This window comes from Streptomyces sp. TRM68416 (assembly GCF_014596915.1).
GTDB lineage: Bacteria > Actinomycetota > Actinomycetes > Streptomycetales > Streptomycetaceae > Streptomyces.
Genome location: NZ_JACVWU010000004.1, coordinates 134,312 through 152,285, shown reverse-complemented (window position 1 = coordinate 152,285; position 17,974 = coordinate 134,312). Strand labels below are relative to the sequence as shown.

Annotated in this window: 17 protein-coding genes and 1 pseudogene; 3 read left to right on the top strand and 15 right to left on the bottom strand. The window is 71.4% G+C overall.

The features are described from left to right. Positions 1-40: 40 nt before the first annotated feature. Positions 41-904: an alpha/beta hydrolase family protein gene (locus tag ICC28_RS08250; protein ID WP_188287774.1), complete on the bottom strand. Its 864-nt coding sequence runs from the start codon at positions 902-904 to the stop codon at positions 41-43. A 208-nt stretch (positions 905-1,112) separates the two neighbouring features. On the opposite strand from ICC28_RS08250, the gene ICC28_RS08245 reads away from it, so the two are divergent. Further along, on the top strand, positions 1,113-1,721 hold the full coding sequence (locus tag ICC28_RS08245) for a TetR/AcrR family transcriptional regulator (RefSeq protein WP_188287773.1): 609 nt from the start codon (positions 1,113-1,115) through the stop codon (positions 1,719-1,721). Positions 1,722-1,984: 263 nt separating this feature from the next. Here ICC28_RS08245 and kynU read toward each other — a convergent pair whose 3' ends face one another. The 9 genes from kynU to ICC28_RS08200 form a co-directional block, all read right to left on the bottom strand. Continuing rightward, entirely contained in the window at positions 1,985-3,181 is a 1,197-nt protein-coding gene (gene kynU / locus ICC28_RS08240) for a kynureninase (RefSeq protein WP_188287772.1), read from the bottom strand. After that, entirely contained in the window at positions 3,174-4,013 is an 840-nt protein-coding gene (locus ICC28_RS08235) for a tryptophan 2,3-dioxygenase family protein (RefSeq protein WP_188287771.1), read from the bottom strand. Before ICC28_RS08235 ends, kynU begins: the two co-directional genes overlap by 8 nt. 190 nt (positions 4,014-4,203) lie before the next feature. Then, positions 4,204-4,617, bottom strand: coding sequence for a DUF3151 domain-containing protein (locus ICC28_RS08230; RefSeq protein WP_188287770.1), 414 nt, complete (start codon positions 4,615-4,617; stop codon positions 4,204-4,206). A gap of 187 nt (positions 4,618-4,804) precedes the next feature. Beyond that, on the bottom strand, positions 4,805-5,836 hold the full coding sequence (gene fbaA / locus ICC28_RS08225) for a class II fructose-bisphosphate aldolase (RefSeq protein ID WP_188287769.1): 1,032 nt from the start codon (positions 5,834-5,836) through the stop codon (positions 4,805-4,807). A 151-nt stretch (positions 5,837-5,987) separates the two neighbouring features. Next, positions 5,988-6,536, bottom strand: coding sequence for an orotate phosphoribosyltransferase (gene pyrE / locus ICC28_RS08220; protein WP_188287768.1), 549 nt, complete (start codon positions 6,534-6,536; stop codon positions 5,988-5,990). Positions 6,537-6,546: 10 nt separating this feature from the next. Next, the gene (locus ICC28_RS08215; protein ID WP_188287767.1) at positions 6,547-7,335 is read right to left on the bottom strand and encodes an aldose 1-epimerase; all 789 of its coding nucleotides are present in this window, start codon (positions 7,333-7,335) and stop codon (positions 6,547-6,549) included. A 40-nt stretch (positions 7,336-7,375) separates the two neighbouring features. Next, the gene (locus tag ICC28_RS41065) at positions 7,376-8,638 is read right to left on the bottom strand and encodes an SRPBCC domain-containing protein (RefSeq protein WP_188287766.1); all 1,263 of its coding nucleotides are present in this window, start codon (positions 8,636-8,638) and stop codon (positions 7,376-7,378) included. A 251-nt stretch (positions 8,639-8,889) separates the two neighbouring features. Further along, complete coding sequence (locus ICC28_RS08205; RefSeq protein WP_188287765.1) at positions 8,890-10,527, bottom strand: polyamine aminopropyltransferase; 1,638 nt, start codon at positions 10,525-10,527, stop codon at positions 8,890-8,892. A gap of 87 nt (positions 10,528-10,614) precedes the next feature. Next, entirely contained in the window at positions 10,615-11,151 is a 537-nt protein-coding gene (locus ICC28_RS08200; protein WP_188287764.1) for a DUF2617 family protein, read from the bottom strand. Positions 11,152-12,193: 1,042 nt separating this feature from the next. Between ICC28_RS08200 and ICC28_RS08195 the strand changes: the two genes are divergently transcribed. Continuing rightward, positions 12,194-13,360, top strand: a complete 1,167-nt coding sequence (locus ICC28_RS08195) for a pyridoxal phosphate-dependent aminotransferase (protein ID WP_188287763.1) — start codon at positions 12,194-12,196, stop codon at positions 13,358-13,360. A 520-nt stretch (positions 13,361-13,880) separates the two neighbouring features. Here ICC28_RS08195 and ICC28_RS08190 read toward each other — a convergent pair. Next, on the bottom strand, positions 13,881-14,195 hold the full coding sequence (locus tag ICC28_RS08190) for a hypothetical protein (protein ID WP_188287762.1): 315 nt from the start codon (positions 14,193-14,195) through the stop codon (positions 13,881-13,883). Positions 14,196-14,641: 446 nt separating this feature from the next. On the opposite strand from ICC28_RS08190, the gene ICC28_RS41440 reads away from it, so the two are divergent. After that, positions 14,642-15,133: an ATP-binding cassette domain-containing protein gene (locus ICC28_RS41440; RefSeq protein WP_411158576.1), complete on the top strand. Its 492-nt coding sequence runs from the start codon at positions 14,642-14,644 to the stop codon at positions 15,131-15,133. Here ICC28_RS41440 and ICC28_RS08180 read toward each other — a convergent pair. The 4 genes and pseudogenes from ICC28_RS08180 to ICC28_RS08165 form a co-directional block, all read right to left on the bottom strand. Beyond that, positions 15,037-15,369, bottom strand: a pseudogene (locus ICC28_RS08180) (serine hydrolase domain-containing protein); the annotation flags it as partial. The gene ICC28_RS41440 and the pseudogene ICC28_RS08180 sit on opposite strands and share 97 nt — an antisense overlap. A gap of 178 nt (positions 15,370-15,547) precedes the next feature. Further along, the gene (locus ICC28_RS08175) at positions 15,548-15,898 is read right to left on the bottom strand and encodes a hypothetical protein (protein WP_188287761.1); all 351 of its coding nucleotides are present in this window, start codon (positions 15,896-15,898) and stop codon (positions 15,548-15,550) included. Beyond that, the gene (locus tag ICC28_RS08170) at positions 15,895-16,380 is read right to left on the bottom strand and encodes a prevent-host-death family protein (RefSeq protein ID WP_223188538.1); all 486 of its coding nucleotides are present in this window, start codon (positions 16,378-16,380) and stop codon (positions 15,895-15,897) included. The genes ICC28_RS08175 and ICC28_RS08170 overlap by 4 nt, the downstream gene beginning before the upstream one ends. A 134-nt stretch (positions 16,381-16,514) precedes the next feature. Continuing rightward, on the bottom strand, positions 16,515-17,375 hold the full coding sequence (locus tag ICC28_RS08165; RefSeq protein WP_188287760.1) for a hypothetical protein: 861 nt from the start codon (positions 17,373-17,375) through the stop codon (positions 16,515-16,517). Positions 17,376-17,974 lie beyond the last annotated feature (599 nt).

Sequence of the window (17,974 nt, the reverse complement as noted above, 5' to 3'; positions counted from 1 at the left end):
TGCCGCATCCGCCTCAAGTACTACGGCCGTCCCCCTGCCGTCACCAGGCCAGCTGGGCGATCTCCTCCGCGACCACCGCGCACGCGTCCGCCGCCGGGTCGATCAGGGGGAAGTGGCCGACGTCCTCCAGCAGGGTCAGGCCCACCACCTCACCCGCCTTCGCCGCCGCGTCCGCGTACGACTCGGCGACCGCCTGCGGCACGTCGATGTCCGTGCGGCCCTGGACGAGGGTGGTGGCGATGCCGGTGGGCAGCAGCAGAGCGGGGTCCGCGTGCGCCCGGCGCTCGGCGAATCCCTCGTCCCCGCCGAGGAGTTGGCGGGCGGCGCCACCGCAGACGTCGAGCTTGTCGGCTACGGCGAAGTCGGCGATCGGGGCGAGCGCGACGACGCCGCGCAGCAGGGCGGGGCGGGCGATGTGCCAGGGGGCGTCGGCGGGCAGTACGTGGCGGGCGGCCGCCCACAGGGCGAGGTGGCCGCCCGCCGAGTGGCCCGTGACCACCGTGCGGCGCGGGTCGGCCTGCGGCAGGCGCTCACGGACGAGGTCGGGCAGGGCGTCCAGCGCGGCGGCCACGTCGTCGAAGGTGTCCGGCCAGCGCCCGGCCTCGGTGCCCTCGCCGCCCCGGCGGTACTCGATGTTGGCGACGGCGAAGCCGCGGCGGGCCAGGTAGTCGGCGAACGGGGTGATGTGCCGGCGGTCGTACGGGGCCCGCCAGGCGCCGCCGTGCAGAACCGCGACGACCGGGGCGGGACCGCCGGGGCCGGCCTCGGTGCGCGGGACGTAGAAGTCGATCACCTGGTCGGGGTGGTCGCCGTACGCGGCGGTGGCGTCGGGCGCGACGGGCGGGTGGGAGAAGGCCGACTCCTCTTCGGCGGCGGCCCGGGCTGCGGCGACGTCGTCCGGCATGCTCCAACCTCTCAACGACAAAACGAACTTGGACGAAACAGGATTGGCGGACCAGGTGAGAATTCGGCCGTTGGCGGGGACGGTACCAGGCCCGTGACGTGCGCGGACACGGGGATGTCACGCTCGGTGAGGGTTAAACGGTTCTGCTGTTTCGTTACGCTGGCCGGGTACCCGAGCCGTGGTACTGGAGTGTCCCGAGGAGGCCCTTATGTCCGCCGAGCCCGGCACGGTGCGTCCCGGAGGGCGTACCGCGCGTGTCCGTACGGCCGTCCTGCGGGCGGCGGGAGATGTGCTGGCGGAACAGGGGTTCGCCCACCTTGACCTCACGGACGTCGCGCGGCGGGCGGAGGTCGGCAAGACCACCGTGTACCGGCGGTGGGGGTCGGTGACGGGGCTGGTGGCCGACCTGCTCGCGGACATGGCGGAACGGTCGCTGCCGAGGGAGGAGACGGGGTCGCTCCTCGGTGACCTCCGCGCCAACGCCCTCCTCGTCCAACGGACCCTGTCGGACGTCCGCCAGGGCCCCCTCTTCCGCGCGGTCATCGCCGCCGCGACCTGCGATCCGCGCACGGCGGAGGCACTCGGCCGCTTCTACGCCGTGCGGGTCGCGGAGTGGGCGCCGTGCGTGGAACAGGCGGTGGCGCGGGGGGAGTTGCCGCCGACCACGGACGCGGACGCGGTCATACGAGCGGTCTCGGCCCCCTTGTACTACGGCCTCCTGACCACGGGGTCCCCCCCGACCCCCGCCGACGCGGACCGAGCAGCCCGAGCAGCCCACGCGGCGGCGGTAGCAGGCGTGTACGCCCCCGCCAACTGACCGCATGCGGGGGTTGACGTGGGGGTGGGTGCGCTCACCCGCGCTCGCGGGGTGCCGCTGCGCCCACCCGTGCCGCCCCAGCGGCACGACTGCCCGCAGCTGGGCGGGTGTGCGTGCCGCCCACCCCGGCAGGCGGTGCCGGCTCACGCCGTTCGTCCTGCGGGCATGCGTGCCGCCTGGGGCGGCACGGGTGGGCGCAGGCGGCACCCCGGTAGCGCCGGGCTGCGCGTCCCACCTCCCACCCCAGCCCTGACGCAGGTCAGCTACGCCAGCAGGTCGCCCAGCACCCGTGCCGCGCGCTCCGCGTCCGCGAAACCCACGTACAGCGGGGTGAAGCCGAAGCGGAGGAGGTCCGGGGTACGGAAGTCGCCGACGACGCCACGCTCGATGAGACGCTTCATGACCGACCCCGCGTCAGCGCACCGCAGGGCAACCTGGCTGCCCCGTTCCGCGTGGCCGGACGGCGTCAGGGACTCCACGACGCCTTCGGGGACGTACGCCCGCACGCACTCGAGGAAGAAGTCCGTCAACGCCAGCGACTTCGACCGGACCTGCTCGACCGACACGCCCTCCCAGACATCCAGCGCCGCCTCCAGGGCGAGCATGGAGAGGATGTCCGGCGTCCCGATCCGCCCCCGCAAGGCCCCCGCCGCGGGCTCGTAGTCGGCCCGCATCCCGAACGGCTCGGCATGGGAGTTCCACCCGGGAAGCGGCGAGTCGAAGCGGTCCTGGAGATCCCGGCGGACGTACAGGTACGCCGGCGAACCAGGCCCGCCGTTCAGGTACTTGTACGTGCAGCCGACCGCCAGATCCACCCCGTGCTCGTCCAGCCCCACCGGCAACGCCCCGGCGCTGTGGCACAGGTCCCACACCACGTACGCCCCCACCGCATGCACCGCGGCCGTCAACGACGGCAGGTCGTGCAACCGCCCCGTCCGGTAGTCGACGTGATTCAGCAGCACCGCGGCCGTACGCGAGCCCAGCACCCCCGGCACATCCCCGGGCGCCACCGGCCGCAGCGTGCACCCCGTCATCCGCGCCGCGGACTCGGCGATGTACCCGTCCGTGGGAAAGGTCGTGGCATCCACCACGATCTCGTCCCGGGCCTCGCCCCGGCCGCCCCCGGCCATCCGCACCGCCGCCACAAGTGCCTTGAACACGTTGACACTTGTCGAGTCGCCCACGACGACCTGCCCCGGCGCCGCCCCGACCAGCGAAGCGATCCGGTCGCCGATCCGCTCCGGCGCGGTCCACCACCCGCTCTCGTCCCAGGACCGGATCCGCAGCTCGCCCCACTGACGGCGGACGACGTCCTCGACCCGCCCCGGCACGTTCGCCGGCAGCGCGCCGAGCGAGTTGCCGTCCAGGTACACCACGTCGTCCAGCACGAACCGGCCGCGCACGGCGGCCAGTTCGTCGGCCGCGTCCAGCTTCTCGGCCCTCACGGCAAGCTCAGACATAGGACCTCGCCGTCCACAGCTCGGGGAAGACGTTGTTCCGCGCCCGCTTCTCCAGCCAGGCCACCCCGGCCGAACCGCCCGTACCGGCCTTGGCGCCCATGGCCCGCCGCGTGGCGACCAGGTGGTCGTTGCGCCAGCGCCACACCAGCTCCGCGACGTCCGTCAACGCCTCCCCCAGCCGGGCCAGTTCGGAGTTCTGGTCGCCCGCGTAGATCGCGGTCCAGGCGGCCTCGACCGCGTCCGACGGCTCGTACCGCCGCGACACGTCACGCTGGAGCACGGACGCGGGGATCGCACACCCGCGCCGCGCGAGGAACCGCAGCACCTCGTCGTACAGGCTCGGCTCGTGCAGCGCCTTCTCCAGCTCCGCGTGCACCCGCGGCGCACCCCGGTGCGGGACCAGCATCGACGCGGACTTCTCGGCGAGCAGGAACTCCATCCGCCGGTACATCGCCGACTGGAAGCCGGACCCCTCACCGAGCGCGGAACGGTACGAGTTGAACTGCGCCGGCGTCAGCTGGCCGAGCGGCTTCCAGGAGGCGTTGAGCGCCTCCAGCTCCCGCACCGAACGCTTCAGCGCGTCGATCGCCACGTCGGCCCGGTCCTCGCGCAGGGCACGCGCCGCGGTCTCCCACTCGTGGACGATGACGGTGAACCACAGCTCCATCACCTGGGTCGTGACCAGGAAGACCATCTCTCCGGGGTCGTCGGAGAGGGGCTGCTGGAGATGGGTGAGCACGTCCGCCTTGACGTAGTCCTCGTACGGCGTCGTGCCTTCGAAGTCGAGATGCGGGGTCTCGGGCTCCTGGTTTTCCTGAGCCTCGTGGGACATCGCTGTCTCCTGTTGTCACTCCGGGTAGCGGTCCGCCCCTGCCGTTACCGACACGGGGGCCCCGGTCCCCACCCGAATCCTCGGGGGTCACCCCCGGAAAGTGCAAGGCCCGACCGCATCACACGACCGGGCCCCCACCAGTGGAATCCCCTGGCCTGGCCAGGCCAGGCCAGGCCAGGCCAGGCCAGCCCTAGCCCAGCGTCTGCGCGGCCGTCGGCGAGGAGTCCTTCAGGAACTGCGAGCAGCGCTCGTACTCCTCCTGCTCACCGATCGCACCGGCGGCCCGGGCCAGCGCGTGCAGGGCGCGCAGGAAGCCGCGATTCGGCTCGTGCTCCCACGGCACCGGGCCGTGGCCCTTCCAGCCGTTGCGGCGCAGGGAGTCAAGACCGCGGTGGTAGCCGGTACGGGCGTAGGCGTACGACTCCACGACGCTGCCCCGCTCGTAGGCCTCGTCGGCCAGCTGCGCCCAGGCCAGGGAGGACGTCGGGTACTTCGCGGCGACGTCGGCGGGCGCCGTACCGGACGCGAGGAGCTCACGCGGCTCCGGGTCGTCGGGGAGGTGGGTCGGGGGCGGGCCCCCGAGGAGGTTCTCGTGAATCGTCATGCTGTCCAGTCTGGAGCATGACGCTCCGCCGCGGGCGCGGGGGCGCCGGGGGCGCCGGGGCCAGCGCCCCCGTACGCAGCGAGCCCGGCGCCCTCGGGCGGGCGCCGGGCTCGGAAGTCCGCGAGGACTACTTGATCTCCGCGAGGACTACTTGGTCTCCGCGAGGACTACTTGGTCTCCGCGAGGACTACTTGATCTTCGTGCCCGTGGAGCGCAGGTTGGCGCAGGCCTCGGTCACGCGCGCGGCCATGCTCGCCTCGGCCAGCTTGCCCCAGGTGCGCGGGTCGTAGGTCTTCTTGTTGCCGACCTCGCCGTCGACCTTCAGGACGCCGTCGTAGTTCTGGAACATGTGGGCCGCCACCGGACGCGTGAAGGCGTACTGGGTGTCGGTGTCGATGTTCATCTTGACCACGCCGTTCTCCAGCGCGGTCGCGATCTCCTCGGCCGTCGAGCCGGAGCCGCCGTGGAAGACGAAGTCGAACGGCTGCGAGCCGGCCGGCTTGCCGTACTTGGCGGCGACGCCCTCGTTGAGCTCCTTGAGCAGCTCGGGCTTGAGGACGACGTTGCCCGGCTTGTACACGCCGTGCACGTTGCCGAAGGACGCGGCCAGCAGGTAGCGGCCCTTCTCACCCAGGCCGAGGGCCTCGACCGTACGGACGGCGTCGTCGACGGTCGTGTAGAGGGAGTCGTTGATCTCGTGCGAGACACCGTCCTCCTCGCCGCCGGTCGGGGTGATCTCGACCTCAAGGATGATCTTGGCGGCGCGGGCGCGCTCCAGCAGCTCCTGGGCGATGGCCAGGTTGTCGGAGAGGGTCTCCGCGGAGCCGTCCCACATGTGGGACTGGAAGAGGGGGTTCTCGCCGCGCGCGACCCGCTCCTCCGACACGGCCAGCAGCGGACGGACGTACCCGTCGAGCTTGTCCTTGGGGCAGTGGTCGGTGTGCAGCGCGACGGTGATGTCGTACTTCTTGGCGACGATGTGCGCGAACTCGGCCAGGGCGACGGCGCCGGTGACCATGTCCTTGCTGTGCTGGCCGCCCAGGAACTCCGCACCACCGGTGGAGATCTGGATGATGCCGTCGCTCTCGGCCTCCGCGAAGCCGCGGAGAGCCGCGTGCAGGGTCTGCGAGGAGGTCACGTTGATGGCCGGGTAGGCGAACTTGCCTGCCTTCGCCCGGTCGAGCATCTCGTTGTAGACCTCGGGGGTTGCGATGGGCATCTGTCCGCTCCTTGTGATGTGCGGGTTGCGTTCTGCGTACTTACGGCCCTGACCTAGACCTGGGGAGGCGACATCTTCGTCGTCGGGCCCATCTTTCCAGACGAACCGGGATGCTCCGAGAGCTGTCTCACCCCGGACCTCGGACCGGCCCTCAGTCCAGGCCCAGCTCGTCCTTGGAGAAGGCGAAGCGGTACGGCACACCCGCCCCCTCCTGGATCTTCTCGGCGGCGCCGGTGGCACGGTCGACGATCGTGGCGACGGCCACGACCTCGGCGCCCGCCTCGCGCACGGCCTCGACGGCGGTGAGCGGGGAGCCGCCGGTGGTGGAGGTGTCCTCGACGACCAGAACGCGGCGGCCGGCGATGTCCGGGCCCTCGACGCGGCGCTGCAGGCCGTGCGCCTTGGCGGCCTTGCGGACGACGAAGGCGTCCAGCTTCTGCCCGCGCGCGGCGGCGGCGTGCAGCATGGCGGCGGCGACCGGGTCGGCGCCCATGGTCAGGCCGCCGACCGCGTCGAAGTCCAGGTCGGCGGTGAGGTCCAGGAGCACCTGGCCGACCAGCGGCGCGGCCTCCCCGTCGAGGGTGATGCGCCGCAGGTCGACGTAGTAGTCGGCCTCCAGACCCGACGACAGGGTCACCTTGCCGTGCACCACGGCCTTGTCCTTGATCTGCTGCAGCAGCGCGCCACGTACGTCCGTCATGCCGAACAGCTTAGAGGCGGGTCCAGCTCCAGGTGGTCGTGGCCTCCAGCGGCTCCAGGGGAGTGACCAGGCGCGGGAGGGTGTTCAGGCCGTTGGGCGGGCCGGTCTGCGGCTCCACGCAGACGGCGGCCTCCTGCTCGTCGTAGACGACGACCCATTGCTCGGGGCTGGTGACCTTCAGCCGCAGTTGTCCCGGCCAGGTGAGGGTGACGTCGACGCCGTCGGGCATGCCGAAGCAGTCGTCCCAGGGGCCCGGCTTGGGGTCGACGCGGTTGCCGGTGGGCAGGTGGTCGTCGCCGCGCTCCTCCTGCCAGGCGGGGGTGAAGTCGAGCTGTACGTCCTCGCCGCCCAGGTTGCGGTTGAACCAGGGGTGCCAGCCGATCTGGGCCGGGAAGGAGTCCTCGTACGTCTCCACCGCCGCGGTGAGCGTGACGGCGTCCTCGGTCAGGGCGATGACCTGGGTGACCCGGGCCGGGTGCGGCCAGGGGTCGACCAGGTCGTACGTGATGACCGCCTCGTCGGCGGTGGTGCGGGCGGTGCGCCAGGCGCCGTCGCGGGCGGTGCCGTGGATGGCGTGCGGCGGGGAGTTGAGCGGCATCTGGCGGACGGCGGCGCCGTCCAGGAAACGGCCGTCCCTGATCCGGCCGCACCAGGGCACCATCGGGAAGCAGCCGTAGCGGTCCCCCTGGCGGAGCAGGTCTCGGCCGTCGACGCGGAGGGCGCTCACCCGGCCGCCGAGGGCGGGGCTCACGGTCAGCTCCGCGGTGCCCGCGGTCAGCGTGATGTCTTCGTTGCTCACGGGACGACCCTACTGGGGCGATCAAGAGGGCCGGGCCGGTTCAGTGCCGTCTCCTGAGAATCCGGCCGACGACGATCGCGGACGCGAGCGCGAAGGCCGCGGCGGGGGCCGCCCAACGGAGCGTGGAGACGGGCTGGACCGTCTGCGGGGCGGGAACAGGGGCGTACCGGCCGCGCGGCGGGGCGTGGTCGACCTCCTCCGCGCTGCGACCGATCATCGTACGGCGGGCGTGGGCGGCTTCGGGGAGGGAGTGGGGGGGTGCGGGGTCGGGGTCGGCCGTGGCTTCGGCGTCGGCGTCGGACTCGGGGTCGGCGTCAGCCTCGGCCTTGGCATCGGCTTCGGCTTCGGCTTCGACGTCGGCTGTGGCGTCGGCGTCAGCCGTGGCGTCGGCTTCGACGTCGGCCGTGGCGTCGGCTTCGGCTTCGACGTCAGCCTCGGCCGTGGCGTCAGCGACGGCCGTGGCGTCGGCTTCAGCCTCGGCCCCAGTCTCGGCTTCTCCGTCGATGCTGTCGCGGGCTGCGGAGGCTCCGCGGTCGGTGGGGGTGGGGGCTCCGGGGTCGGTGGGGGCGGAATCGGCCGGGGCGGGTTCAGTTGGGGTGGACTCGGCTGCGGCGGGTTCAGCCGAAGCGGAATCGGCTGCGGCGGAATCGGCCGGACCGGGTTCGTGCGCGGAGGAATCAGCCTGGTCAGAATCGGCCGCAGCGGCTTCGGCCTGAGCGGACTGTGCCGGGGCAGACTCGGCCTCGGCGGCCTCGGCCGGAGCAGGCGCGGGCGCGGGCGCGGGCCCGGCGGGCGCGGCCTCGGCAGGCTCACCCGGGGCGGGGTCGGTCGCGGCACGCGGTTGCGGGGCTGGTGGTTCCTCGGGGGCTCCCAGCCCCTCCGCGAAACGGTTCAGCAGCCTGGTCACGGCCGAGGTGACGGACTCCGGCGGGAGTTGGGTGATACGGCCGTCCGCCGTGGCCGAAGCGTCGAAAGCGACGGTGGTGCCGTTCTCGCCGTTCTCGCCGTTCTCACCGTCCCGCAGCCGCAGCGTCACCGCGAGTTTCACCGAGCCGGTCCCGCGGGTCTCGGTCGCGTCGGCCTCGACGGCGTACGAACCGTCGTCCCGGGGCGAGAGGCGTGCCGAGCCTCGGTACGTGATGCTGTGGCTGCCGATCCGGAGCTTCAGTCGGCCGCTGATGGGGGTCTCGGCCTCGGCGGGGTCCTGCTGGAGCCCGGGGACTGCCCGGGCGACCCGCGCGGGATCGGCCAGCGTCTCCCTCAAGCGAGCCGTGGCAACCGGAACGAACACCTCAAGCTCCATGTTTGCCGAGCCTACCCAGCGGAGGCGCTCCCGCACCCCCCGTCGGCGTAATCTCCCCGCACGTCCGTGTGGCCACGGGGGCCGCCCTCGGCGCAGGCCCAGCTTCCTTCGCCCCCGCCGCCCCTACCCTTCCCCTCCCCAGGGGCTGCCGCCCCCTCGACCCCGCCCAGGGGGCTCCCCCCCCCCGGACCCCCATCGCCCCTGAACGGGCCTCGTCCTCAAACGCCGGACGGGCCGAGCGACGGTCGGTTTCAGTACCGCGGATGCACCAGCGTCGATGCCCCCACTCCCCGTACCCGAAGGGCCTCCGCCGCCCTCGCGTCCTCCAGGAGGCGGGAGCGGGTGAGGGTGCGCAGGCGCGGGCCCTCGGAGGGGAGGTCGAGGGTGGGGCGGGTGGCCGGGGAAGCCAGGATGAGGCCCCAGTCGTGGGGGGCCTCCGCTCGGCCGGTCGAGCGGTCGGGGCCGCCGACGAAACCGGGGGCGCGGCCGGCCACGCAGTAGGGGCTGGTGCGCAGCCCGGCGGCCCGTATCGTCGCGTCCACCGTCCAGAACACGCGCGGGCGGGAGGCGACCGGGCCCGCGTGCACCACCAGGCGTCCGTCCTCCGCCAGCACGCGCCGCGCCAGCCCGTAGAACTCCTGCGAGTAGAGCTTCGTGCTGGCGGTGATCCCCGGATCCGGAAGGTCGGCGATGACCACGTCGTACCGGGGCGCGGGCGCCCGGCGCAGGTGCCGGAAGGCGTCGCCGGTGGTGACGCGGATGCGCGGATCGTCGTAGACGCGACCGTTGAGGCGGGCGAGGGCGGGGTCGCTGCGGGCCAGGGCGACCAGTTCGGGGTCGAGTTCCACGATGTCCACCCGCCGCACCCCGGGATGCCGCAGCACTTCCCGGGCCGCCAGTCCGTCGCCCCCGCCGAGGATGAGGACGCGCGCGTGCGGCCCGTTCATCGCGGGGTGGACGAGCGCCTCGTGGTAGCGGTGCTCGTCCCGGCCGCTGACCCGCAGCCGCCCGTCGAGGAAGAGGTCGAGCGGGCGCCCGCGTGTGCCGCCGGTGATGACAACCTCCTGGACGCCGGTCTGGACCGCGACCCGGACGTCCGCGCCGTACACCGCCTGCCGGGCGGCCCGTTCGAAGTCGTCGACGTGGACGGCGGCAGTGGCGAGTACGCCGAGGACGGCGAGGTTGGTGACGATCAGCAGCCAGCGCGCCCGGCGTGTCAGGTCGCGGTGGAACAGGCCCAGCACGAGGGCGCCGCCGGCCACCGCGTTGACCGCGCCGGTCATCAGCGCGCCCGTCAACTGCCCGAGCAGCGGCAGCAGGAGGAAGGGGAAGGCGAGGCCGCCGACGAGCGCGCCGACGTAGTCCGCGGCGAACAGGTCGGCCACGGCCCCGCCCGCGTCCTGGCGCCGGATCCGCTGGATCAGCTCCATCAGCAGGGGGACTTCGGCGCCGATCAGCAGTCCGATCGCGAGGGAGAACATCACCAGCAGCACCCGGGGCCCGTGTGCCCACGGCCCGCCCCAGTCGCCGGTCCAGGCGAAGACGCCGTACAGGGCGAGCGCGCTGCATCCGCCGACGAGAGCGAGGACGGCCTCGATCATGCCGAATCCGGCGGCGGCGTGCCAGCGGAGCCGCTTGGCGACGAGGGAGCCGAGGCCCATCGCGAAGACCATGACAGAGAGCACGACGGAGGCCTGGGTGACGGAGTCGCCGATCAAGTACGAGGCGAGGGCGACCAGTTCGAGTTCGTAGACGAGACCGCAGGCGGCGCAGACGAAGACGCACGCGAGGACCAGGAAGCGTCCTGTCCCGGGCCGGACGGGCAGCCGCGCCGGGCCGCCCCAGGGCGGCGGGGTGCCGGGCGGGGCAGGCGCGTGCGGTTCGATCACGCTGCGACGTTACGTCACGGGCGAGTCACGCTTCGTCACCCACACGTGTGGAACTGGCGGACAAACGGGCGCTCCGTGTTTGAACGCTCACACCCCGGACGAGCTGAGCGCGCTCACCGGCACCCGCACCCCGACCCGCGTCCTGGTCGCCACCAACTGCCCGTCCTGGGGGTAGGCGTGCCACGTTCTCCAGTGCACTTGGCCCTCGTGGCGCTGGGCCAGCATCGCCGTGAACGCGTGCGGGCTGCCGGGGAAGACGCCGGCCAGCCCGTTCGGGTGGTCGGAGACGAGCGCCAGCAACTCCTGGGCCCGTCCGGCGAACTGACCCGGCGACAGCAGTTCGACCCGCGCGGCGAATTCGTACTCCCAGTCCCCGACCCGTTTGGCCACGCCGAGCGGGAGGGGCGTGCTGCTGCCGGGAATGCACGCCACCGTCTCCGAGCAGCTGCCCCGCTCCTCCTCCAGGAGCACCTGGTGGGAGGCGCCGAGCAGTCTCAACTGGAGTCTCGCCTCGGGCAGTTCGAGGTCGAGCGTGGCCAGGGCGGGCAGCGGTTCGCGCCCCAGGGCCCAGGCGAGGTCGGCCGCGCGCGTGTCGGTGTAGGAGGTGTTCAGGGTCGTGAGCATGGATCGGCTCCGCTAGCACGCAAGAAAGGGAGGTGTGGGTCCGGCGCACCCAAGTCGACACCGGGACAGGCCCGGTCAGCCCGGTCAGCCCGGTCGGCGAGTCAGGGGGGTCCGCGGGATGTCCGTGGGGCTGCGTTGGTGACTTAGAGGGAATCATGAACGGCGGCGCCGCCACAGCGTTTTTACCCAACTTCGGAGGGTTTCCATCCCTCAGAGGGCTCCACAGCTCAACTGTTCAACCACGGCGTACGCCGTGTCGGCTGGGGCGCACGCCGGTGCACCCGGCGACAACCGGACGGTCGCACGGACGGCAACCCGACGGTCCTACGGCCACCAACCGGACCGTCCTACAGACCGGGCGGACCGTCCTACAGACCGGGCGGACCGTCCTACAGACCGGGCGGACCGTCCTACAGACCGGGCGGACCGTCCTACGACCGCCGACCCGACCGTCTACACACGCCGAAGCGGGGCCCGCCCCCCGTGAGCGGACCCCGCAGTCCGGATACGGCTCCCCCTGAGTGGAGCTCAGCTGCCCCGTGTCAGCTGCCTCCGCCGCATCCACCCCCGCCGCCTCCGCAGGAGGACGAGCCGCCACCGCACGAGCTGCCACCGGACGAACCGCACGACGACGAAGAACCACTGTGTCCCCCGTCGGCCCACCAGCTACTGCCGGAGTCACTGCTGTGACTGGCGTGACCGGCACGGCTGCCACGGTGGTGGCGGACCCGCCCACCCGAGACCACAGGCCGGGCATAGCTCCTGTTGAGAACCACGATCGTGACGACCAGCGCCACCGCGACTACCAGGACGATGCCGATGATCATGGCGTCATCCTCCCTTCGTTCCCCCGAAGCGGCCCCCCGTGGGCGCCTCGTTCTGTGCGTGCCGGAGAGATGCCCTACCCTCTCCGCGGCCAAAGCAGAGTTGAGGAACTTCAGAGCTTGGGTGTGACGCGCTTCGTCGGACCGGCGATGAGCCAGGATGGGGCGCAGGAGTACAACGGGGACGTGAGTGGGGACCGAGTGAGGACGGTGGAGAGTTGAGCACCAGGCCATTGCTGAACCGCAGGCTGGACGGGCTCGGGACGACGATCTTCGCCGAGATGTCGGCGCTGGCGACCGTGACCGGCGCGATCAACCTTGGTCAGGGGTTCCCGGACACCGACGGCCCCGAGGAGATCCGTGAGGCCGCGGTCCGCGCCCTCCGTCAAGGAAAGGGCAACCAGTATCCGCCCGGCCCCGGTGTCCCCGAACTGCGCACCGCGATCAGCGAACACCAGCTGCGTTTCTACGGTCTGAGCGTGGACCCCGACACGGAGGTCCTGGTCACGGCAGGAGCCACCGAGGCAATCGCGGCGGCCATGCTCGCGCTGCTGGAACCCGGTGACGAGGTGATCGCCTTCGAGCCCTTCTACGACTCCTACGCGGCCTGCATCGCCATGGCCGGCGCACAGCGCGTACCGCTCACTCTGCGCGCCCCGACCTTCCGCCCGGACCTGGACGAACTACGGGCCAAGATCACCCCGCGCACCCGCCTCCTGCTCCTCAACACCCCGCACAACCCGACCGGCATGGTCCTCACCGCCGACGAGCAGAACGCCATCGCCGCGCTCGCCGTCGAGCACGACCTGCTCGTCGTCACCGACGAGGTGTACGAGCACCTCGTCTTCGAGGGCACCCACCGCCCCATCGCGTCCCTGCCCGGCATGCGGGAGCGCACGGTCACCATCAGCTCGGCCGGCAAGACCTTCTCCTTCACCGGCTGGAAGGTCGGCTGGGTCACGGCGAGCGCCCCGCTCGTCTCCGCCGTCCGAACGGCCAAGCAGTACCTGACGTACGTCAGCGCGGGCCCGTTCCAGTACGCGATCGCCGAAGCTCTGCGCCTGCCGGACTCGTACTTCGAGGGCTTCCGCGACGACCTCCGCCGCAAGCGCGACCTGCTCGCCGACGGCCTGCGCGCGGCCGGGTTCGAGGTCTATCTGCCCCAGGGCACGTACTTCATCACCACCGATATCCGCCCCCTGGGCGAGTCCGACGGCTTCGCCTTCTGCCGCGCCCTGCCGGAGCGGGCCAGCGTGGTCGCCATCCCCAACGCCGTCTTCTACGACCACCGGGAGGCTGGCGCCCCGTTCGTGCGGTTCGCCTTCTGCAAGCGGACGCAGGTACTGGAGGAGGCCGTGAAGCGGCTGAAGACGCTGGCGGGCTGAACGCACGACCTCGCGTGCGTGGAGGCGTCGGATGATCTCGTGTCACGCGGTGCGAACCAGGGGGCGACGCCACCGTGGTGCATACCCAGCCAACTCGCGCCCAGCAGACCGGCGAGACAGACGAGGGCGACGACGATGAGAACCCCTTCCCACTCGGAGTCGGCCATGGACAGGCCGAGGGCAGTGAATCAGCCCGCGCACAGCAGGCCCTGAGTCACGGGAAGCCAGCCCGGCAGCGCCCGGGGGCGCCGGGCTGCGGCCTGCGCGGCCTTCGAGCTCCGTAGGGCCGAGGCAGCCGCCTCGGGGTCAGGTCGCGTGGCTCCAGTGCTGTTCATGGCATGTGACCCCTTCGAATGGGCAGCGGCGAGCTACAGTCATTCCGCCATGGTATGTACTTTCCATTCAGGCAAGTACTTTCCCCTTGAGATAACTGCGACGGTCACCGAAGAGCCGCCCGGAGCACCGCCCACGCAAAAGGCCCGGCCGGGAAACCCCAGCCGGGCGGCCTCTGACGCGCAGGTCAGACGGTCTGCGACAGCTTGGCCTCCCGAGCGAGCGCCGTGGCGGCGACGAGGCTCAATCCCGGCAGTGCGTCACGCAACGTCTTGATGGCCGCGACCTCATTCGCGTGCGGGTCGATCCCCTGCTCCGCGAGGACCTTCGCGACCCAGCGCACCCGCGGGTCGGAGCCGGTGAACCCGTCAAGAATGCTCAGCGCGGCCCGCAGCCCCGGCGCGTCGGTCGCCGAGGCGTCAGCCAGCGCCTGCCGCACTGCCTCCCGCGCCTCGTCGAGGTCGCTGAGCGCGACCAAATGAGTTTCCTTGTTGCCGAACATGTCCCGCTCCTCCTACCCGGCAGGCAGACCATGGCCGGGTATCTCCAGTCGTCGTTTCCGCCACGCTACATGCGGCCGGTGCGGCGGCCGCCACAGGTGTGCGCCGCATACCAACTCTGGCCCGTGGGTATTCCAGCCATTTCTTCCGCAGGGCGGCGGGTCTCTGGTGGCCGCACGTCCGAGGGAAATGATGGGGATTATTTTTCCGGGCGGCACTGTGCTGAAATTCCTTCGGTAAGTGCGAGTGTCAGTCACGCGGAGGAATACACGAACCTCGATGACGATCTCGACCGCACAGCGTCCGGCAAGTCGACTCGACTGAGTTTCCTCGAATTGATCGTTGCCACGGTCTTGACCGTCGTCGCGACGGCAATCCGGATGAGGATTCCGATGAATCTGGCCATTCGCGCGCTCTCCCGCGGGAGAGCGCGCACAGGCCGGCAAGCATGAGACCGGCGAGGCCGTCGACTGGCGACGGCCCCGGCAGGAACGGCAGTGGCGAAAGCGGGCACATCACGAACATGAGGGGGAGCGCAGACATGGTGGTCGACGACGCGGCCCTGCTGGAGGCCCTGGAGGCGGTGTCTCTGCGCGAGGCGGTGCTGCGACTCCCCGAAGGGCTCGAAACCGTACTCGGACGCGCCACGGACCTCTCCGGCGGCCAGCGTCAACGTCTCGCCCTGGCCCGTGTGCTGCTCACGGACGCGGATGTCGTCCTGCTGGACGAACCGACATCGCAGTTGGACAGCATCAACGAACACCGTCTGAATGATGCCTTGAACACTCACGCCCGCCAGCCGAGGCCATTCGTGAGCCTCTACCAATTGGATAACCATCCCTATTGTTCACGGAGTTCCTCGGGAACCACCTCGGCGGGCACAGTGGTGAGGTCGACGGCCGGTCGCTGGTACATCATGCGGCTGACCCGGCCGCGTTGATCCGCCGGCAGCCCGATGAAGAAGTCCAGCCCGAGGTGGGCGGCGATCTCATCGGTGAAGAAGCGGCCGGGTGTCTGGCCGGACACCCGGCGGATCACTTCGCCGACGAGCCAGCCCCCGGCCCGGCTGTGATGCCCGTGCGCCGTGCCCGGAGTCCACAGGGGATGCCGAGCGGCCAGCGCGGCCGCCATCGGACGCCAGGCCAACGCCTCGTTCAGCGGCACAGGTTGGTCCAGCCTTCTGCCGCGCCCTGTCGGAACGCGCGGGCGTGGTCGCCATCTCCCACACGGTCCTACAACCACCGCGGCCAGGGCGCGCTCCTCGTCCGCTTCGCCTTCTGCGAGCAGACGTCGGTCCTTCAGGAGGCGACGTCCCGGCTCAAAGGGCTGGCCTCATAGCAGCCGAGGCGCTTGGCTATTCCGTGTCCTTCGGATGGCGCGGAGAGGCGTACACCAGGATCACCGTCGAGGTGTCCGGGCTGACCAAGTAGCGGACCCGGCCGCCGCTGGTGATCTCGTACTCCCATTGCTCCAGCTCGGAGCCCTTCCACTCCCTGGTGGCGTGCCTGCCGCGGAGCTGGTGCTGGCGGTTCCAGTTGGCCCGCGACAGCGGGTCCGTGCGAAGGGCTTCCAGGCAGCGGTGCGCGTTCGGCAGCGCCACCCGGCACAGCTCTTCCCAACCGGTCGCGGCCTCGGTCGTCCCGTGGATGACGTTCCAGCCGCTCAGCGGAGGGACGCTGACCCGATCGCCCTTCTTCGGGCTCACTCGTGCACCTCGACGGGGCCGAGGTCGACGTCTCCGAGGGGGCGGAGTGCTTCCCTGAGCTGGTCGGGGTCTGCGTTGATGCGGGCGGTTGCCCGCCACGAGACGATCGCTCGGTGCACAGAATCCCTCGCGCCCAGTTCAGCGGCGTCGGACAGCGCTTCCAGAAGCTCGACAGTGAATTCCTGGACTTCCTCAGCATCCAGATGGCGCACCCACGGGAACACCTCGGGCAGCGCGAGCAAAAGTGACTTGGCACCGTCGTCCTGCTTCAACAGTGCAAGGAACAGCCGGGCCGCCGTGGTCAGGTTCTCCTCGGTGCGCTCCGCGTGTATGGCCGTGGTCAACACCATGTCGGGCGCGTCTCGGTGCGTGACACGCAGGCATCCCAGGGCCGCGGCCCTGGCAGCAACAGCCTTCGGGTTCCGCGACAGATCGGTGAACGAGACAGACTCCGACTCGGATGCCAAGGGTGCGATGCTCATACTCAGATCGTACTCTGATTGTGCTCTGATTTCTATCGCGGCAGCGGCCGGGCCCGACGTGGAGCCAGGAAGCGCTGATGCGAGCGGCTGCCCGCCGCGAGACGGTCGCTCAGTGCACACACCCGGGCATCGGCTCACCCGACGGCACGGAGTTGGTCCGCGGCCCGGCAGCCTCGGCAGCGGCCGGGTTCCGCTGAGCGGAATGCCCGGTCGCAGCCGTCGCAGTTGCGCAGGGGCACGACCACCGGGTGAGCAGCAGGTGGTACCGGCAGGGGAGTTTCCTTGAGGCGGTAGGCGAGGATGCCGACCGGGCGGGTGAGGAAGTGGTCCGGCAGGCGTGCGGTGAGGTGGTCCGTGATGTGCGTGGGCAGCAGGCCCGCCGCGAGCCACCGACCGACGGCCGGGGCGAGGCGGGCGGCTTCCTGCTCGGAGAGGACGAGGCGGGGGTCGATCCGGCGCAGGGCGGCGAGTACGGCGATGGCCTCGGGGTCGGCGTCGGCGAGCGTGACCGGCGTCTCCGCCTCGGCCCGGGCGGGCACCTGCGCCGCTTCCGGTACGGCCGTCGGCGGCGTAGCAGCGGCAGTGACGGGGCGCTTCCGGGGTCGGCGCGGCCCGGGCGGGCCGTCCGGATCGGGCTCGGGATCGCCGCCAGGTACGTCGTAGAAGTACGTCCGGGTGCGGACCTGACCGGTGGGCGTTCGTTCGCGCCTACGCTCCAGGTAACCGGCGGCTTCCAGCTCCCTCAGCGCCCGGGAGATGAGGATCTCGCCCTCGGTGAAGTGCTCGCACAGGGCGGTGATGGTCACGGGAGTGCCGTCGGGCAGTGAGGAGATGTACGCCGCGACGCCGACCGTGACCGCGCTGCCGCGCCGCTGGGCCAGGGCGTTGCAGATCACCGTGAAGTCGGCCGTCAGCCGGGTGCGGACGTGGATCACGCCGGAGGTCGGAGCTCCGGCGTCGGCGCGCGAGGGCGCGTTAGACTGCGGGTCAGCCATCGGGAAGGTACTTCTTCCTGATCGGTCAGGCCCTCGTTCGGGATTGCAGTCCCGGCGGGGGCCGATGTCTGTGTGCTGTTGTCGCGGCGAACGTAACCGTCCGTGTCCCCCGCCTGCAAGCCGGTCACCCGGACGAGTGACGCGCGCCGTGCGGCCGGGGAGGGCGGGTGGGCGGGTAGTTCTTTCCCCCGGTTCTTTGAGGAGGTCAGCGGCGTGCCGGACCCTCGCGGACCGGGGTTCGGTGGGCCCGGGACGTGGACGGTGACCAGAACCCGGCGGACTCAGGGGCGGTGGCCTCCGGCCTTCAGCCCGCCTATGAAGGCCCCCAGGAGGCCGCTTCGAAGCACAGCGCCGGACCGTGCGGGATCTTGCTGTCACGGACGGGGACGACGGTCGCCCCCTGGCATCCGTCGGCCACGTTCTCGCCGACCGCCCGGTGCAGCCGGACCTGGGCGGGAGATTCGCGCCACGGTAGCTGCCCTCCAGGGTGGACCGGATCATGTCGAGTGACATGAGCGGGGGCAGCGCCGCCGCCCGCAGCCGATCGTAAATGACCTTGTAGCGGCTGACGTTGGTCGACCCCACGTGCGGCGACGCGC